General features: G+C 53.7%; 14 protein-coding genes. 4 read left to right on the forward strand and 10 right to left on the reverse strand.

Annotated features, from left to right (window positions below):
• The coding region (locus KOO63_13420) for a hypothetical protein (GenBank protein ID MBU8922811.1) at positions 1-154 on the reverse strand (154 nt) is incomplete at its 3' end.
• A 228-nt stretch (positions 155-382) separates the two neighbouring features.
• Here KOO63_13420 and KOO63_13425 point away from each other — a divergent pair.
• On the forward strand, positions 383-2,245 hold the full coding sequence (locus KOO63_13425; GenBank protein ID MBU8922812.1) for a hypothetical protein: 1,863 nt from the start codon (positions 383-385) through the stop codon (positions 2,243-2,245).
• Between the two features lie 13 nt (positions 2,246-2,258).
• On the opposite strand, the gene KOO63_13430 is transcribed toward KOO63_13425, so the two are convergent.
• On the reverse strand, positions 2,259-4,697 hold the full coding sequence (locus tag KOO63_13430; protein ID MBU8922813.1) for a DEAD/DEAH box helicase: 2,439 nt from the start codon (positions 4,695-4,697) through the stop codon (positions 2,259-2,261).
• Positions 4,698-4,729: 32 nt separating this feature from the next.
• Positions 4,730-5,653, reverse strand: a complete 924-nt coding sequence (locus tag KOO63_13435; protein MBU8922814.1) for a ribonuclease H-like domain-containing protein — start codon at positions 5,651-5,653, stop codon at positions 4,730-4,732.
• 788 nt (positions 5,654-6,441) lie between these two features.
• Between KOO63_13435 and KOO63_13440 the strand changes: the two genes are divergently transcribed.
• Positions 6,442-7,188, forward strand: coding sequence for a M23 family metallopeptidase (locus KOO63_13440; GenBank protein MBU8922815.1), 747 nt, complete (start codon positions 6,442-6,444; stop codon positions 7,186-7,188).
• A gap of 1 nt (position 7,189) precedes the next feature.
• On the forward strand, positions 7,190-7,756 hold the full coding sequence (locus KOO63_13445; GenBank protein ID MBU8922816.1) for an epoxyqueuosine reductase QueH: 567 nt from the start codon (positions 7,190-7,192) through the stop codon (positions 7,754-7,756).
• Positions 7,757-7,801: 45 nt separating this feature from the next.
• Here the strand turns inward: KOO63_13445 and KOO63_13450 are convergent, their stop codons facing one another.
• The 7 genes from KOO63_13450 to KOO63_13480 all read right to left on the reverse strand — a co-directional run bounded on the left by KOO63_13450 (position 7,802) and on the right by KOO63_13480 (position 16,062).
• Positions 7,802-7,972: a 4Fe-4S binding protein gene (locus KOO63_13450; GenBank protein MBU8922817.1), complete on the reverse strand. Its 171-nt coding sequence runs from the start codon at positions 7,970-7,972 to the stop codon at positions 7,802-7,804.
• Between the two features lie 74 nt (positions 7,973-8,046).
• On the reverse strand, positions 8,047-10,719 hold the full coding sequence (locus tag KOO63_13455; GenBank protein MBU8922818.1) for an insulinase family protein: 2,673 nt from the start codon (positions 10,717-10,719) through the stop codon (positions 8,047-8,049).
• Positions 10,720-10,741: 22 nt separating this feature from the next.
• Entirely contained in the window at positions 10,742-12,112 is a 1,371-nt protein-coding gene (lpdA, locus tag KOO63_13460; GenBank protein MBU8922819.1) for a dihydrolipoyl dehydrogenase, read from the reverse strand.
• A gap of 94 nt (positions 12,113-12,206) precedes the next feature.
• Positions 12,207-12,980 (reverse strand): response regulator transcription factor, encoded by a 774-nt coding sequence (locus KOO63_13465; protein MBU8922820.1) that lies wholly within the window; start codon positions 12,978-12,980, stop codon positions 12,207-12,209.
• 14 nt (positions 12,981-12,994) lie between these two features.
• A complete protein-coding gene (locus KOO63_13470) occupies positions 12,995-14,287 on the reverse strand; it encodes a histidine kinase (protein ID MBU8922821.1) in 1,293 nt (430 codons plus the stop codon).
• Between the two features lie 25 nt (positions 14,288-14,312).
• Complete coding sequence (locus tag KOO63_13475; GenBank protein MBU8922822.1) at positions 14,313-14,906, reverse strand: TlpA family protein disulfide reductase; 594 nt, start codon at positions 14,904-14,906, stop codon at positions 14,313-14,315.
• Positions 14,907-14,910: 4 nt separating this feature from the next.
• The gene (locus tag KOO63_13480) at positions 14,911-16,062 is read right to left on the reverse strand and encodes an acyl-CoA dehydrogenase family protein (GenBank protein MBU8922823.1); all 1,152 of its coding nucleotides are present in this window, start codon (positions 16,060-16,062) and stop codon (positions 14,911-14,913) included.
• A gap of 179 nt (positions 16,063-16,241) precedes the next feature.
• Between KOO63_13480 and KOO63_13485 the strand changes: the two genes are divergently transcribed.
• Positions 16,242-17,533: DUF4388 domain-containing protein (locus KOO63_13485; protein ID MBU8922824.1), on the forward strand; the 1,292-nt coding region annotated here is incomplete at its 3' end.

The following is a 17,533-nucleotide window of genomic DNA, read 5'->3' on the forward strand; positions in this document are numbered from 1 at the left end:
GCATTATCCCGTCGAACGACCTCTCTCCCCCTGACAGATGACTGATCACCCAGATGTGCAGAAGAAGATAAAAGATCAATCCAAGGCCGGACAGGCGATGAAGTATCCAGGCAAACGTACCCATGTGTATCCGGTAACGCTTGATCACCCTCATCGGGCTCCTCCCAGGTTAAAGAAACCTACAGGGGTCCAGGATGATGCCCGGAACCCCTATTTTCACTCTGACTTTTGGTATAAAAGCCAGTACTTAAGAACTTCAAGGTACAATAACACCTTCAACCGGACCAGTCAATTGCTCTTGGACATCTATCTGTCGTTTTTCCTTTTCGCTGGCTGCAATCGGTAATACAATGGCGATTAACGCTTGCAGAAGGAGTGATCCGTGCCCGGCATACATCTTTACCATTCCGGCAGAAACGGCCTGGGCGGCCTTGAGGACCTCGCCCTCAGGTCGGCAGAATCTCTTGTCCACGGAGACGACTACAAGCTCAAGACCATCGTTTCGACCGACAATTGTTTTATCGGGGCCACCTACCACCCTGCCTACCCGGTGACTACCTTCGAGAACGATGATTTTCTGATCATCCTCGAGGGGATGATATACGGAATGAGCCATGCGAAAATAGACCGGCGCCTGGCCAGCCTCTCTTCTGCCCTCTATCCGGGAGGAAGACCGGCTGCGACCGGTTCTCTCAAGCGCGCCGCCGCCTGGATCCTCGATACAGACGGTGATTTCATCATCCTCATCATGCACAGGGCCAGCGGCCACATCACGATCCTCAACGACGCTCTGGGGAGGCTCCCCCTCTATATCCACAACGATGCCGGAAGACTCGTCATATCCAGGGAGATCAGATTCATCTCCTCCCTTCTCGGCGATATCGGATTCGATCGGAACGGCATCGCGCAATACCTTCTCCTTGGATTCATGCCTGGTAACGGGACATTCCTGGAAGACATTTTCAGGGCAGGACCGGGAACGGTCATAAGGGCCGGGCAGGTCGAAGAGAATGGACCGCATCGGGTCAGCATCGATATGACCCGTACCTTCGATTTTTCTATCAGAAAACACAGGGGACGCGACCTCGGCATATGTTCGACCGATCTCGTCGATATTTTCAAAACAGCCTGCAGGGACAGAAGCTCAGGGGACAATACCCCCGTCCTGGCGATGAGCGGTGGACTCGATTCGAGGGCGGTGGGTGCGGCGCTGCGTGCCGAAAAGATCGAAGTCAGGGGTGCAACATTCATCGACCATCTCGGTATAGCGGCAAAAGATGTGGATATCGCCGCAGAGATCGCTGACGTGTTGGATATTGAATGGAAACTCTTCGAACCAGGTCCCGCCACGGGAAATGATGTTCTCAAGCTGCTCAGGATCAAGAGCGGGGACAACTCCCTGGGAATGAGTTTTGCCGTGCCTCTCTTCGACTCTATCAGGGACTCATGGGGAGACAGGATCACATACTTCACCGGCGAAGGCGGCGGCCTGATGTTTCCGGATAATCGGCCGTACAGGCAGATGAAGGGAATCGACGAACTGACCTCTCACCTTCTCTCGAGAAACTCCGTCCTTCCGATATCCCGGGTCTCCGAGATAACGGCGATACCGGAAGACGACATCAGGCAGTCGGTATCGGCAATACTCGGCTCCTACCCGGAACTGGATCCCGCGATGAAATACATCCACTTCATGATATGCGAAAGAGATATGAAATGGTCCTTCGACGCGGAGGATAGAAACAGATTCTGGTTCTGGTCCGTATCACCATTCAATTCGGCCCCATTCCTCGATTACGTGATGAACTGCCCTGACGAGATGAAGTCAGGTTACCGCCTCTACCGTGAATTCCTGATGAAGCTCTCGCGAGAAGCGGCCTCGATTAAAAACGTGAACTGGAACATCCCCATCTCCGGATCGAAATACAGGCTGTATCTCGCGGCCAGGGATATCTACTACCGTTTTCCTCAGGCGCTGAAAACATTTATAAAAGGAAAGATGAAATATGACTATGTCACGGTCGGGCCCTACGATCAGGACTCGGCGCTGATGACATGTTTTAAAACGCAGCTTGAGAGATGTCCCGCAATCGGTTCGATAGTGTCGATGCCCTGGATAAAGCAGAGGGTCCCCGGGATGAATAAATACAGCTTTGACCACCTCTTCACCGTAACATCTCTCATCGAGGACCTCGTGACCGGCAGGAGCACACTGAGCGAATTCGACGACACAGGCCTTATCTGACGGGAATACCGGATCAGCGTCCGGGCCTGTCCTTCTTACTGTGAAGCGATTTCCTGAGTTTCCCCGCAAGTTCCGGAGGAAGGGCTTTTCCCTCGGGGCGCATGATCTGTTCTCCACCTTCTTCCTCGACCGGGACCGGATCGTACGGTTCGATCTGCAGGAGCAGGTGCAGGATCACCAGGGCGGCCTCCTTGTCGGGGATCATCCCTCTCGCCCCTGTATCGGGGTCGAGCTGTGTGAAAGGGGGTATCGGGGAACCGACACATGAGGGGCATCCCCGTTTGCATCCACAGGTCGTTATCAGCTCGTGAGCCGCTACCATGATATCTTCTATGATCTCGTATACCTTAAGGGCGAACCCGAGACCTCCGGGATACTTGTCGTAGATGTAGACGGATGGACTGTCTGTCGAACGGGAATTCACTGTCGTTCCTATATCGAGAGGGTCGCACATCACAAATAACGGAACAACTTCGCGCAGGACGTTGGACAGGCCGAGCAATCCCTCTCCCGGCACCCTGCCACACTTTCTGACCGACTCGAACACTCCCGCGGGGGGCGTCAGCCAAGTACCTGCGGTCTCGAGGACCTGGGGAGGCAGGTCGCACTTGCCGTAACCGATCGAATCCCGACTGCCGAATTTTATCTTGCGGAACATGAATGTAAGGTCGGTGACCGAGACGTCGCCGAATGCTTTTCTGCAGAGTCTCCAGACACCGTTCTTCTCCTCGCTGTCGACCTTCACCTGCGTCTCCGTTATAGACTGGGTGTAGTAGTCGATGTTGGTCTTCTCTATGAACGCTATCTTCTTCTCGATATCGAGGTCGCGGACGAAATATGTCTCTGCTTCGTGCAGGTAGACAGCCTGTGGATGCACCTGCTGAAACGCGCTCGCCTCGTCGATCGTGCCGATTACAATATTGCCCGCCGATTCGTCGATGATCGTGTAGATATTCGGCGAGATATTGCGCAGGTTGACAGAGGCGCTCGGATAACCATGCCCTCGCCAGTACCACTTGCCCTTGACAAAATTCAAATCCATCTCGTCCTCCAGCAGATCGGCTATGGCAGGAGCATATTCACCCATCTCCTCGACTTCTCCGGCGCCGAGGGGCAGCTCGAAGGCGGCGGCCCTCATCTGGCCCAGCAGCACATGGGGGTTTGAAGGATCGATTATGGCATTCTCCGGAGACCTCCCGAAGAAATAGTCGGGGTGCCTTACGAGATACTGGTCCAGGGGAGAATTGTGTGGAAGAAAGAATACCAGCGAGTCTTCATCTCCCCTCCCGGCCCTGCCCGCCTGCTGCCATGTCGAGGCTATCGATCCCGGATAGCCTACTATGACGGAAGCGTGAAGCGCCCCTACGTCTATCCCCAGCTCCAGGGCGTTCGTGCTGATGACTGCCTTCAGTTCACCCTCGAAAAGCCTTCTCTCTATCTCCCTTCTCTCCTCTGGAAGATACCCACCCCTGTAAGGGTGTACAGAGTCTTTCATCGATGCTCTGTGTTCGCCGAGTTTTTCGCGGGTATACCTTGTGATCACTTCACTCACGACCCTGGCACGGACAAAGGCGATGGTCTGGACATCGTCGAGGACCAGCCTGCTGACGAGATCGGCCGCCTCGGAATTCGGACTCCTTCTCTCCATCCCCGCCTCATCGATCGTCGGGGGATTCCACATCAGAAAATGTTTCCGGCCCCGCGGCGAACCGTCTTTTTTGACTACATGGACCTTCGAACCGATCAGCCTCGAAGAATGTTCGCCGGGATTCGCGATGGTCGCCGATGATGCGGCAAACACGGGTGCGGCCCCGTAATGTGCGCAGATCCTCTTCAGCCTCCCGATGACGTTGGCCACATGCGAACCGAACGTACCCCTGTAACTGTGTATCTCGTCGATCACGACAAACCGGAGCCTGGTGAAGAACGGCGCCCACTTCGCGTGGTTCGGCAGGATGCCCGAATGAAGCATATCGGGGTTGGTCAGCAGTACCTGTGCCTCATCGCGAAGCTTGCGCCTCAGCGCCCCCGGTGTATCGCCATCGTAGGTGCCGGCGTGGAAACCTATTCCGTTTTCTCCTCCATACCTGTTTATCACTCTGAGCTGATCCTGGGCCAGGGCCTTGGTGGGGAAAAGGTAGAGAGCCCTGCTTTCGGGGTCCTCTACCAGACTTTCCAGGACGGGGATATTGTAGCACAGGGTCTTTCCACTGGCGGTCGAGGTCACTATAACGGTGTCATGACCTTTTCTCAGCAAATCGACAGCCGCGACCTGGTGAGTATAGAGGCTCTCAATACCCGATCTTTTAAGAACGTCTGAGAGTACTGCCGGCAGTGGCGTCTTCAATTCGCCGAACCTGCCCTTCCTGGCTTTTATCGTATGTGTATGTGCGATCTGGTCGGAGTAGAAATCATCCACCCGAATTTTTTTTAGAAATCTCTCAACGTCCACAGCCACTCCTTCTGCCCGTCCATCGGGATCTCTCACCTTCCGGACAGGAATAATGTCACCAGTTCGAGCATCGAATAGAGATCGAGCCTGTTGTGATGTATCACGGTCGCCATATGTCCGGCGTCCCCGTTCCTTACAAAATCATGATACGCACCGGGTATGCGACTGCCCGGTATGTCGCCCTTGCGTTTTCTTCCCAACAGATGTACCTCAAGGGTCTGAAGCTTGTGGTTCGGCGTCCTTTTACCGACACCCTTCCTCGCCACCTTCAGGAGGTCTACATGCACCGGCGGCGGGCTGAAAGGTATCTTTCCGGACGACATCCTCGCGGCAATGAACGGGATGTCAAAGCCGATACCGTTGAAGGTGACAAGCATCTTGAATCTCAAGAAAAGGGATTCCAGAAATACGAGGATATTCCTCTCCTCGGTGTAATCACGGGCGAAAAGTTGATCGATCATCAATCTGTCTCCGCTCGTATACATAAGGCCGACCAGAAAGAGAGGACAGTTGCTCAGGCCAGTCGTCTCGATATCGAGGTAGCAGATATCTTCCGGCCGGGCCTGTGTCACCGGCATCAACCCTGACAGTTCCGGCCTGATATCCTGTAAATCGCCCGTGATCGTCGCAAGGTACTCCTCATGCACCTTCCCGGCGTTATCCCATATCTCGCCTGCCTCGGCCAGCACCCTGTAGAATGGCCCGGATCCGGATTGCTCGACCGAGCCGCTCACCAGCATCTCAAGAGAGCCGCTTGCGGCAGGGACATCAGGCTCATCCACAACCCTGCCCGACGCATCCCCGTATTTCCCGACGACCCTCCCGATATCTCCCTGCGTGACCGGCTTGAAAAGATCCTCGCCTATCGACGGTATGGCCCGCCTGCCGAAGGCGTTTTCCGCTTTTTTCTTCAACGCTTCCAGTTCTTCTTTCAGGTCGTTTTTCCGTTCATCCATCAAGGCGCCTCCGTTTTGTGACGATACAGCAGGTGAGGACAAGTTTCAATCCGGAATGGCCCCTATTCTGAATTGGACCCATTCTTTTCTTGACGGTTTACTTGTTTTTTGCATATCTTTCGGCATGTTTTTCGCATGAACAGATAGGTGACATGGACAGGAACAGATTTATAGTAGCAGTAATAATGGTCGGTACGATGGCGGGCATGTTCTATCTCGCCTTCAGGGACGGGTCATCACCCGTGCAGCCGGCCGCCGAAGCCTCGCTGGGGCCAGTTTCTATCCAGATGCCGGTGGATACCCAGGCGATCGCCGAAATGGAAGCCCTCAGCCCTTCCCCATCCAGAATTCAGACGGTCAACAAGAACGAGGCATTCTTCGACCTGATGCAGAAGAACGGATTTACACCCCAGGAAATAAACGAGATAGCAAAGGCAGCAAAACCCATTTACAACTTCCGGCGCATCTATCCCGGTCAGACATACGAAATATTCAAAAACGCCGATGGCACATTCGCGTCTCTGGATTTCACGGTCGACGAGGAAAGATATATAGAGGTGACTTCAGGAGAGGGCGGGCTTTCGGTAGCTGAAAAGAGATTTCCCTTTGAGCTGGTTACCAGGGTCGCTTCCGGGCTTATTACCCATTCGCTCTTCGCCTCGCTTTCCGAGCAGGACCTTCCCATAAACCTGGGGATCAAGCTGGCTGACATCTTTGCCTGGGACATAGATTTCTTCAGCCAGATACGGAAAAACGACTATTTCAGGGTAGAATATGAGGAAAAGCGGATGAAAGGCGGTCCAGACCAGTACGGAGCGCCGGGGATAGGAAAGATCCTCTCGGCAGAGTTCAATACAAGCGGAGAGAGTCATTATGCCTTCCTTTTCGAGAGTCAGGACGGGTTCCCCGATTATTTCGATGAAAAGGGAAAATCACTCCGCAAACAACTTCTGAGAGCACCACTGAGCTATTCCAGGATAAGTTCGAGTTACAGTCACAGAAGACTTCACCCTGTGTTGCACACATACCGGCCACACCTCGGTATAGATTATGCCGCTCCGACCGGGACTCCCGTAATGACCACCGGTGACGGAACGATCATGACGGCCTCCCGCACAAGGGCAAACGGCAACTACATAAAGGTGAAACACAACAGAAACTATATCAGCTACTATCTGCACCTGAGCAAGTTCGCCAAGGGCATCAAGGCAGGGGTCAAGGTCCTGCAGGGGCAGGTGATCGGCTATGTCGGGGCTACGGGGATCGCTACCGGGCCTCATCTCGATTACCGTGTGAAGAAGAACGGCAAGTTTGTCAACCCGCTCCGGCTGAAACTTCCTCCCGCAAAGCCTGTCCAGGCTGACAAAATGGAGGAATACAAACTCTTCGCCAGCGCCAGGATCGACCGCATCAGACAGATTCCGATCCGCGACCCCCGCGGTGAATATTTCGTGGAGGGGAAAGAACCCGACTCCACCGATGATACCTCCACTGATTCCAGGCTGGAAAAGGGCCACTCCTCAGCCATCGACTAGGATGAAGACCAGAGAAAAGATAATGGTCCACGCCTGTTGCGCTTCCTGTTCGACCTACGTATTCGATTATCTCCAGGCTTCGTACAAAGTGACCGCCTTCTATTACAATCCCAATATTCAGCCCGAAAAAGAATATACCCTGCGCATCTCAGAGATGCGGGAAGTATGCCGACTGGCAGGTGTGGAGCTGGTCGAGGGAGATTACGATCCATCGGAATGGGATCGGGCGATCGCCCCCTGGATCGATCTCCCGGAAAAGAGTGAGCGGTGCTGGCAATGTTATGGACTCAGGCTTCGTGCTACCGCGGCCCGCGCTGCGGCTGAAGGCTTTTCCCTCTTCACTTCTACACTCTCTGTCAGCCCTCACAAGATCCACAAAATGATCGTGGCCGAAGGCGAAAAGGCGGGGGATCTTTATGGAGTGAGATTTCTCAGTGAAGATTTCAAGAAAAAAGACGGCTTCAAGATCAGTGTGACAAAGAGCCGGGAACTCTGCCTGACAAGACAGGATTACTGCGGCTGCCTGCCAAGCCTCGAAGAGGCGATCTTAAGGAGAAAACGCGGGTGACTTCCATATAAAAAGCACCCGCGTCTCCACCGTTTTATCAGATATCTACTCCGCGGAAATAGCCTCTACCGGGCAGACATCCACGCAAGCACCGCAATCCGTACAGGTATCGGGATCGATCTTGTATTTATCGTCAGCTTCGCTGATAGCCTCTACAGGGCATTCGGGTTCACACGCACCGCAACTGATACATTCATCCGAGATCTTGTGAGCCATTATCTCCTCCAAAGATTCAGGTTATAACCAATCATTCCCTATATATATAAATAGCTGAAATGCGTCAACAATTATCATCTCATCATCCGCATCGGCATCGACTTTTTTTCAGGTGCCCCGGGAGCAGGTTTGAGCCTGACGAAAACCGCATTTTCCATCTCCATCACTTCTGCGACCGTCCTCTGCACATCGATTGATGTCACTCCGCCGAGAAGGGTCTGGGCCGTGCTCCCCTCTCTAAGTAAAATGTCCAGTCCCATTGCAAAAGCCTTGTTGATGCTCGACATCTCCCTTCTCGTAAGCCTGGCGATAAGCCTTCTCCGCGCCAGCGCGGTCTCATCCTCATCAGGGGGAGCCGAAAGCAGTCCCCTTATCTCTCTCTCGAGCGATGTCGAGGCCGTCTCGAGGTTTTCGCCTCCCGTATTGACATAGGCTATCGAGATCGCCGCGCCCGGATAAGGTAAAGCAGAGCATCCGGTCGAGTATGCCAGGCCCTCGACCTCTCTTATCTGCAGCTGCATCCTCCTGCTTAGTACTTCGGATGCCACGATCAGGGCCGCCGCCTCCATGGGAGAGGGATCCAGCAGTCTCCATCCGGCGCCTATCAATGCTCCCCGTCTGTCTGTCTCTTTTTCGAAGAGCCCTGCAACCACAGTATCGGTGATAGCGGGACAGATAGAGGAACTTCCAGATGGCAGTCCGAAGAATATCTTTTCAAGCCCTTTAAGTGCTTCCTCAGGAACCAGCGGCGAGACGATTGTGACTATAAGATTAGATCCACAGATGCTTTTCGCCCTGAATCCTGCGAGAGTCTCCGGACTGATCATACCGAGAGATCCTGGAGATGGAAAGATCGACCCGGCGAACGGATGTCCGCCGAACAGTCTTTCCATCATCAATCCCCGCAGCCTGCCCGAAGAGGACGAAGACCTGATCCCCAGTTCGGGAACAAGACTCCTCGCCAACCCCGCGATCTCTGTCTCCCCCATCACTGCGCCCCTGATATGAGTGACAACGAGGTCTACTCCCTCGATTATATTTTCTGCCGGGCCTTCTATACGCATGAACGACCATGCATTGTTCAGATAGTAGTTGTCCATTGGGATGTATGGATTGTCGCTGTAGCTGATCGAGACCCCGAGGGCTCTCAACCTGTCTGACAGAGCCTTGCCCCCGCTCGAATTCTCCAGTATCGCGTTGAGGATCACCGTCATGCCGGGCAAGATGTCAGTCTCCAGGCAGGATCTGCCCTTGACCAGTATATGTACGGCAGCGATATCTGACCCGGACCTGGCATACGCGGCCAGTTCACAACCGTTGTGAAGCTTCACTCTCGATGGAGGATCACCGCCGATCGCCGACGATTCGGGCGGTGACCCCATCAGGACCGCATTGTAACAGAGAGGATCGAAGCTGGAAGAGATCACCCGGGCGACATCGTCCGCGTCGGCCTCCCTCACTCCCTTCGTACTCGCCTCCATATAACGCCCGGCCGAGAACGCGAGCCTTTCTCCACTAAGCATGATATAGAAATGATACTTTTCCCTGTTCAGCGCGTCTCTGGCGAGCAGAGACATCCTTGCCGCCTCTACTTCCTCTCCGGAAGGCTTCCATGAAGCCAGCTTTTCTATCATTCCGGGTACAGCGAGCAGTTTATCGGTCTCACCATCTGTTTCCATGCTGAATCTGATCGCGCTGAATTCACGGTGGACCTCAAGATATACCTGCGCTTCGGGCCAGGATGCGCTCTCAAGCATCTCCGACAGGGGAGTATCGGCGCTACTCAGCAGTTCCTCGAGAAGAAGGACCGCACCGAAATCCCTGTCTTCGATTCCGGGTAACGGAACGAGTATCTCTATCCCACCGGCAAACCGGGGGTCGGAGAGTCTTGTCACCTCGCTGCTCCAGCGGGGTGTCATGGCCCCGGACGAAGTCGATTTTTCTTCACGCTTCCGTCTCTTCGCCGACGATCCCGCCATCACACGGCTGCCGCCCGTCCTGCCAGGTTCACCATAGGTCGGCATGAAATAATCACCGAGCCACCCCACCAGCTGCCGCCTGTCGTATCCGCCCATGACAAATATCTTCATCCTGTCAGGCGAATAATTTGAACGATAATAATCAATTATCTGCTGTCTGCTTATCGCTTCGATGGTCGTCGGATAGCCCAGCACAGGCTCTGTCAGTCCGCTGCCCCTGTACAGGAACCGGTCCACCAGCCTCGACCGTTCCTCTCCGGGGTTGTCCATCGACTGACGCATCTCCTCCAACACGACCTTTCTCTCTTTCTCGAGTTCATGTATGGGAAAGACCGAATGAAGAAGCATCTGCGAAAGTATATCGAGGGCCTCTTCGAGACGTGACCGATCGACGAGAAGGAAGTATACGGTAGTCTCTTTCCTCGTAAAAGCGTTTAGAAAGGCGCCCGTCCTGTCCACCCAGCCGCTTATCTCCTCTCTCGTATATCGCTCGCTTCCATCGAAACAGAGATGTTCAAGCAGATGGGTCAACCCGCGTGTGTCAGGAGTCTCCCAGGCACTCCCCGCCTCTATCGCCACAGTTACACAGACGACGGGCGATTCGGGATATTCCTGCAGCAGCACCGCTGGGCCTCCCGGAATGGTGAACTCTTCTGTCCCGCCACCGGCCATTCCTGTTCCGGAACTCCCGATCAGGGCCAGCAGTATGATAATGACTGTTTGAAATATCTTTACCAGCCGCGGAGCTGGCCCTTCGATGGAATACACGTGTTCTCCCTTCGATTTCTGGTTATCTGAGCATGTGGATGGCTTTACCCTCGAGAGCTTCTGCAGCTTCCCCGAGAGCCTCGCCGAGCGTCGGATGAGGTAATATCACCGAAGTGAATTCTTCCGCCGTCATCTTCCTGTCTATTGCCAGTATCCCGGCAGGCAGAAGCTCCGTCGCCTGCGGCCCCAGTATATGAAGTCCGAGTAGCCTCTTGTCGCTCGCGTCGGCGATCCACTTGACGAAGCCTTCCTCTTCACGCAGCCCTTTCGCCTTTCCGTTTGCGGCAAAGGGGAATCGGCCCTCTACAGTCTCGATCCCGGCCTCTTTCGCCTCCTGGCTGGTCATCCCGACATGCGAGACTTCCGGCAGAGTGTATATTGTGGTAGGTACGGTCTTGTAATCGATCTCTCTCGATGCGCCGAGAGCGTTTTCCGCGGCGATCAGGCCTTCCCTTGTAGCGACATGAGCGAGAAGGTATCCCCCGATGACATCTCCGGCGGCATATATACCATTCACTCCCGTCTCCATCTTTCCATTGACGACGATCCCGTCCCCGGTCGTCTCGACACCGGCTTCCACGGCGCCTGTACCCTCGATGTTCGGCCTTCTTCCTATCGAGACCAGGGCCACTTCGGCATTCAGCTGCGATCCGTCGTCCAGGGCCGATATGACGGCTCCATCCTTCACTTCCAGGGAGCTGACCTTTTTCCCGAGATTGAGTCCGATACCTTTTTTTCTGAAATATGTCTGCAGGAATCTGATCACATGGATATCCTCGGAAGTCACCAGGCTTGGAAGCATCTCCACTATCGAGACCTTCGTTCCGAAGGCATTAAAGATCGAGGCGAATTCGCACCCGATGACCCCTCCTCCGACGACGATCATGCTCTCCGGGATCCTGTCTATCTCCAGCAGGTCGGTCGAACTCAGGATATTCCTGCCGTCGAACTCCATTCCGGGCAACTCGATCTCCGAGGATCCCGTTGCTATAATGATATTCGCCGCCGTAATGGACTCAACACCTTTCACATCGATGACCCCGGGAGAAGTGATCCTGCCGGTGCCTCTGATCACATCTACTTTTCTTCCCTTCAGGATCTTCTCCACACCGGTTACCAGTCCATCGACGACACGACTCTTGTGTCCCATCAACCCGGCGATGTCCGGCTTGATACTGCCTGACACACCCGCTTCGCCTCCCGAGCCGGCAAGCTCGATGAGATGGGCGAGCCCATGCATCGTCTTGGTCGGGATACATCCCCTGTTGAGACAAACGCCTCCGAGTTTTTCCTTTTCCACCAGGCAGACCCGAGCTCCCAGCTGTGAGGCCCTGATCGCCGCGGGATATCCGGCAGGCCCTCCTCCAAGGACCGCCACATCGTATTCTTTCATGCGAGTTGAAACCCTTCCCGGGTGGCAACGGCCACCCCAGCGCTCCTTTTTTCAGGAATGTCATTTCTATGAAGCTGACGGCTGGAAGACCTGATCAGAAGACTCCCTCGACCTTGTTCTTCAAGAGCTGGGCCTGCGAACGGTTGAGCCTGACTTCGGTATTCTCCGAATCGTCCAGCGTCATCATATAATTTCCACCTGCCCACGGCAGTATCTGCTTGATCCTGTTTATGTTGACGAGATGATCGACACCGAGCCTTATAAACAGTCTGGGGTCGATCTGGACCTCTATCTCATCAATGGTCCCGTAATTCGATTCGAATTTTCCTTCGGCTGTATAGGCGGTCACACCCTTGCCCTCACTGTGCAGCATGGAGATCTTCTTCACCTCCATCAGTTCGACCTTATCCCCGACCTTCAGGACTATCCTGGGCAGAAATCGTGTTCCGACTTTGATATTCTCGGTGAGTCGCCGCACCTTTTCCAGAAACTCATCCTTCACAGGAATCATTTCCCTGGCCCGCTCTATCGATTCAGACAATCTCTGCTTTTCAATAGGCTTGAGGAGGTAGTCGATGGCGTTTATCTCGAACGCCTTGATCGCGTACTGGTCGTAGGCAGTCGTAAAGACCACAAGCGGCATTACGCCGGCGGATGCAAGCTCCCTCACTACCTGGAACCCGTCCATGACCGGCATCTGGATATCGAGAAACATGATATCCGGTTTGAGTTCGAGGACCATCCTGACCGCATCTTCTCCACCACCCGCCTCACCGGCGATCGTTATACCGGGAATACCCTCGAGCAGGAATTTCATCTCGTCACGTGCCAGCTGTTCGTCATCGACGATCAAAGCCCTGATCTCCAAATCACGTCCTCCTCTTAACCGATATGAGGGATACTGAGCCTCACCGAGGCTCCCCCGCCTTCCAGCGGGACTATTTCGAAGCTGCCTTCGCCTCGCGAATATATCCTGAGTCTTTCAGAGACATTCTTCAGGCCTACACCTTTTCCTATCAATTCCGTCGCTTCCATGTCATCCATCTCCGGCCCGTCGTTCACCACTTCTATGTTGAATCCCTTCTTCGATCTTTTCGAGCTTATCCTTATCTTTCCTCCACATGTCATGCATGAGATACCGTGTTTGACAGCGTTCTCGACCAGCGGCTGCAATAACAGTGTCGGGACCTGGCAGTCCAGCGTCGACGGGTCGAGATCCTTCTCTATCACAAGTTTCTCGTCCCCGAACCGGATCTTCTCTATCGACAGGTAATCCTCAAGAAAACCGATCTCTTCCCTCAGCGTATGTGTATCGGATGTCTCCTCCAGAGACTTACGAAAGATCGACGATAATTTTCTCGTCATCTCACGGGCCTTCTCCGAGTCGGTCCTTATCAGGGCGGAGATCGAATTGAGCGTATTGAAAAGAAAGTGGGGGTTGATCTGGCTTCTGAGCGTCGTAAGCCTGGCGTGGATCAGCTGGTTTTCCTCTTCCCGCATGATCTCCTCGGTCCTCGCGCTGGTGACCATCTTGAGAGCTATCCCCACGGTGTACACGAGTACGATAAGATCGATGGTTATGAAAAACCAGTCCCTGGTCGGATAACCATAGATCCAGCCCCTGTGATAAAACCTGTTGAGCAATCCGTACCTGAGCAGAGCGAAGCCCATGCAGAAGGCGAACGGGATAAAGTTCCGATCCAGCCTTCCCCTGACCAGTTTCTCCAGAAAATTGTAGACGATAAGAAATGGATTAAGAGAATAACTCCAGATCTCCCCGCCCCTGCGAAGCCATGAAAAGACAAGCCCCGCCGAAGCCCCCGCGACGGTATACAGTGGCAGCGCCACGACTTCTCCACAAAAATAGCATGCCAGGCCGATAATAAACCCTGTGCCGGCGCCGACCCATGCTCCTCCAAGAAACCCTGCCACCAGAGCGCCTTCCAGGGAAAGGTCCATCGCCGCCTGGCTGGAAAGTTTTCTTACAGCAATTCCCATTGAGAAGAAGAGAGCCAGCAGGATAAACAGTTTCACCCTGGACCGCCGATCGACCGTCCCTTCGGCGAGCTGGCTGGTGACCGACCGGAACCCCAGCAGAAGACTGGTTATCCCAGCCATCACCGCTATCCTGAGCAGCAGGTTGATCAGTATGATCTGGTCCTGCGAAAAACTCAATGGTAACATCCGAATACCGCCATCTCTATAGATGTTGTCTGTACATCGCCAGGATTATATCCTCATATTCCTTTTTTCTACTCAGCCCGTCAATGCGGTGAAAGAATTCCCCATCCCGGAGTAAAATATAGGTCGCAGGAAGTCTTCGCGCGCCGCCGAAGGCATTTGCTGTCTTTTCCCCGTCGACGAATATGTCAAAATTCACTTTATTGCCCGTCACCCAGGCTCTTACTGCCGGCGCCCCCTGCTTATCCATTGCGACCGCAAGGACCTGGACGTTCTTGCCGAACTTCCTCTGGATCTCATGCATTATGGGGATCACCTTCTGGGAATCTTCGTGCCAGGTCGCCCAGAACGTGACAAAGAGGATCTTCCCGCTGTAGTCACCGACCGAAGTGACCGTGCCGTCGAGTTTTTTCAATCTCACCCCGGACAGGTCAGGCTTTTTATTGTCCACATCCGTCCTGTTCGCGGCAGCAGGCGGAGCCTGCTTCCCGGCAGACTTCTCTTCGCTGCCCCCAGAACAACCTCCTGCCGACAGATATATGCACAGAACCGCGATCGACACAAACCATCGTGCCACGCCAGACGCAGGACATGCGATTTTCCCGACCGTCATACTTTTAAAGCTCCTTTATCAGATGACTCGCTATCGTATTCTTCTGGATCTCCTTGGTACCTTCGTAGATCTCGGAGATCTTTGCGTCGCGGTAGAATCTCTCCACCTCGTACTCGGTCATGTAACCATATCCACCGAGAAGCTGGATCGCTTCGTCAGCTACATAAACGGCCGTCTTTGCCGCTACATACTTCGCCATCGATGTCAGCTTGGGATCGATCCTTCCCTGGTCGAAGTTCCAGGCGGCCTTGTATGTGAGGAGCCTGGAATATTCGATCGCTGTGGCCATATCGGCCAGCTTGTGCTGGTTGATCTGAAACTTGATCAACGGCCTGCCGAACTGCTCGCGCTCCATCTGGTAGGCGATCGCCCTGTCGAACGCCCCCTGGGCGATGCCCAGCGAGGTAGCGGCTATCTCTACGCGGCTCTCGTCGAAGAACTCAAGTACCTGGTAGAATCCCCTGCCTTCGACTCCGATGATATTGCCCAACGGCACTCTCACATCGTTGTACGACACTTCGGCAGTCGAGGTCATCTTTATCCCCATCTTGGATCCCACATCCTCGGTCGTAAGCCCTTCAGCGTCTTTCGGGACGATTATGATCGCCATCCCCTTGTATGAGGGCTTGATTTCCTGGTCGATCTGAACGAGCGTCAGGTAGAAATCGGCGATCTGACCGTTGGTGATGAAGGTCTTCAGGCCATTGATCACCCAGTCATCACCGTCTTTTACTGCTTTCGTGTCCATCCTGGTGATATCGCTGCCATGATTGGGCTCGGTAAACGATCCGGCCGATATTATCTGCCCCGACGCAATGGCGGGGAGATATTCTTTCTTCTGCTCGTCGCTGCCGTGCCTCATGATGATCTCCGCCGCGAAATCGGAAAGGGTCAAAGCGGTTCCCAGCCCGGAATCCTGACGACAGAACGCCTCGACCACGAGAACGTTCTCCATCACGCCAAGTCCGAGTCCTCCAGCTTCCTCGGGGAAATGCAGGCCGATGAATCCCAGCTCCGCGGCTTTCTTCCACAGCTCACGGGGGAACGAATGTTCCTCTTCATGTTTCAGCGCCAATTCCCTTGTAAATTCACCTTTTGCGAATTTACGTGCCGCTTCCTGCATATCCTTTTGATCAGTTGTGAGTTCAAAATCCATCTTACCCTCCCGGGATTATTTTCATACCTTGGCGGACCCGCATATATCGACAGGCTAACTCTCTCAAAATTGTTGACTTTGGCGATTCTAGCAAATGATCGGACCCAAAATCAACAGATACTTGGTTTTCGTCCACCTTTGGAACAGGAATTGCCAATATTCCCCATCGGAGGGTGATAATGAGATTCAGACATATCAGGATCCTGACAGGAATTCTGCTTGTATGCCTGCTATTTACAGCAGGTCCGGCTGGTGCTGCGGGAAGGATCGAGGCGGAAAAAGCCTTCGTTGAAGCCCAGAAAGCGCTCGCATCGGGCGACAATGTCTCAGCCGAAAAACATCTCATGAAGGCCCTTCAGAGCGACGCTTCATTCACATCAGCCATATGGCAATTATCCCAGATATACGAGAAACGCGGTAAACTCGAATATGCGAGAGAATTGATCCTTCGCGGACTTAATCAGGATCCGCAAGCCGCCTGGGCCCGGGAGAAACTCAGCCAACTCGAAAGGATACTGACTCGCAAACTGCTCAATGAGGCAGAATCATACATGAGTGCCGGATCCTATGAAATGGCCGTACCCAAACTATCGCTCTATCTCGGTATCAAGCCTCATGACCCCATTCCTCTCGAGATGCTCGGGCGATGCCACCTCTCCCTCGGCAATCTCCAGACATCAAAGGAATACCTTATACAGGTCATCCAACGCGACCCTTCCAACAGAGACATCACCATTCTTCTTGACGCTGTAGATGACAGGATATCCCGCTCATCGATAGACGCTACTATCGGCCGGGCACGTACCGTTCTGGCCGACTATGTACCCGAAAACAGGGAAAAGGCCGAAAGCGCCCTGCAGGATGTCCTCAAGATCGACCCCGGAAACAAGTGGGCAAAAGAAAAACTGGAAGAACTCGTCCTGATCTCCCGTCAAAAGGAAAATTTGGCTGACGAGGGAGCAAAGCAGGCCAGGGAGGTTATCGAAAAGGGTATCGACGCGGTAAAGACGATGGACAATCCAATACCCCGCACAGTCTCCATACTCAAAAGCAATATGACCGTCGGCATGCTTCTCATTGCCATAGTGCTTCTTGTCCTGAACCTCAGAAAAAAATCAAGATTAAGGAGCTTTCCACTTCAGGGCAGCCTGAACCTCATCCCGATACTCGACATAGTATCACTCCTGAACGGCAACCTCAAGACAGGCAGGCTCCAGCTGACCTTCAACCGTGGCAGGGGAGAGATCTTCTTTGAAAAGGGTGAGATCGTACACTCACGATTCAAGAGTTTTGACGGAAAGACAGCATTCCACAGACTTATGGAAATGAAGAGCGGGAAATTCGTCTTTTTCAACCATCTTCCAAATATCAAACATACGATCTCTGAACCTCTCAGTCTCCTTCTGCTCTCGATGAAAAGCATGGAACAGTCCGTGACCCACCGGGAGAAACAACAGGGCGTAACACGCCG

It is taken from the genome of Candidatus Latescibacterota bacterium, assembly GCA_019038625.1.
In the GTDB taxonomy this organism is placed as follows: Bacteria; Krumholzibacteriota; Krumholzibacteriia; order Krumholzibacteriales; family Krumholzibacteriaceae; genus JAGLYV01.

Bases quoted from the DNA above. Each gene is read 5' to 3' on its own strand.
- KOO63_13435 (MBU8922814.1), bottom strand. From the start codon at position 5,653: ATGGATGAACGGAAAAACGACCTGAAAGAAGAACTGGAAGCGTTGAAG.
- lpdA (MBU8922819.1), bottom strand. From the start codon at position 12,112: ATGAAAGAATACGATGTGGCGGTCCTTGGAGGAGGGCCTGCCGGATAT.
- KOO63_13450 (MBU8922817.1), bottom strand. From the start codon at position 7,972: ATGGCTCACAAGATCTCGGATGAATGTATCAGTTGCGGTGCGTGTGAA.
- KOO63_13445 (MBU8922816.1), top strand. From the start codon at position 7,190: ATGAAGACCAGAGAAAAGATAATGGTCCACGCCTGTTGCGCTTCCTGT.
- KOO63_13475 (MBU8922822.1), bottom strand. From the start codon at position 14,906: ATGACGGTCGGGAAAATCGCATGTCCTGCGTCTGGCGTGGCACGATGG.
- KOO63_13480 (MBU8922823.1), bottom strand. From the start codon at position 16,062: ATGGATTTTGAACTCACAACTGATCAAAAGGATATGCAGGAAGCGGCA.
- KOO63_13440 (MBU8922815.1), top strand. From the start codon at position 6,442: ATGAAAGGCGGTCCAGACCAGTACGGAGCGCCGGGGATAGGAAAGATC.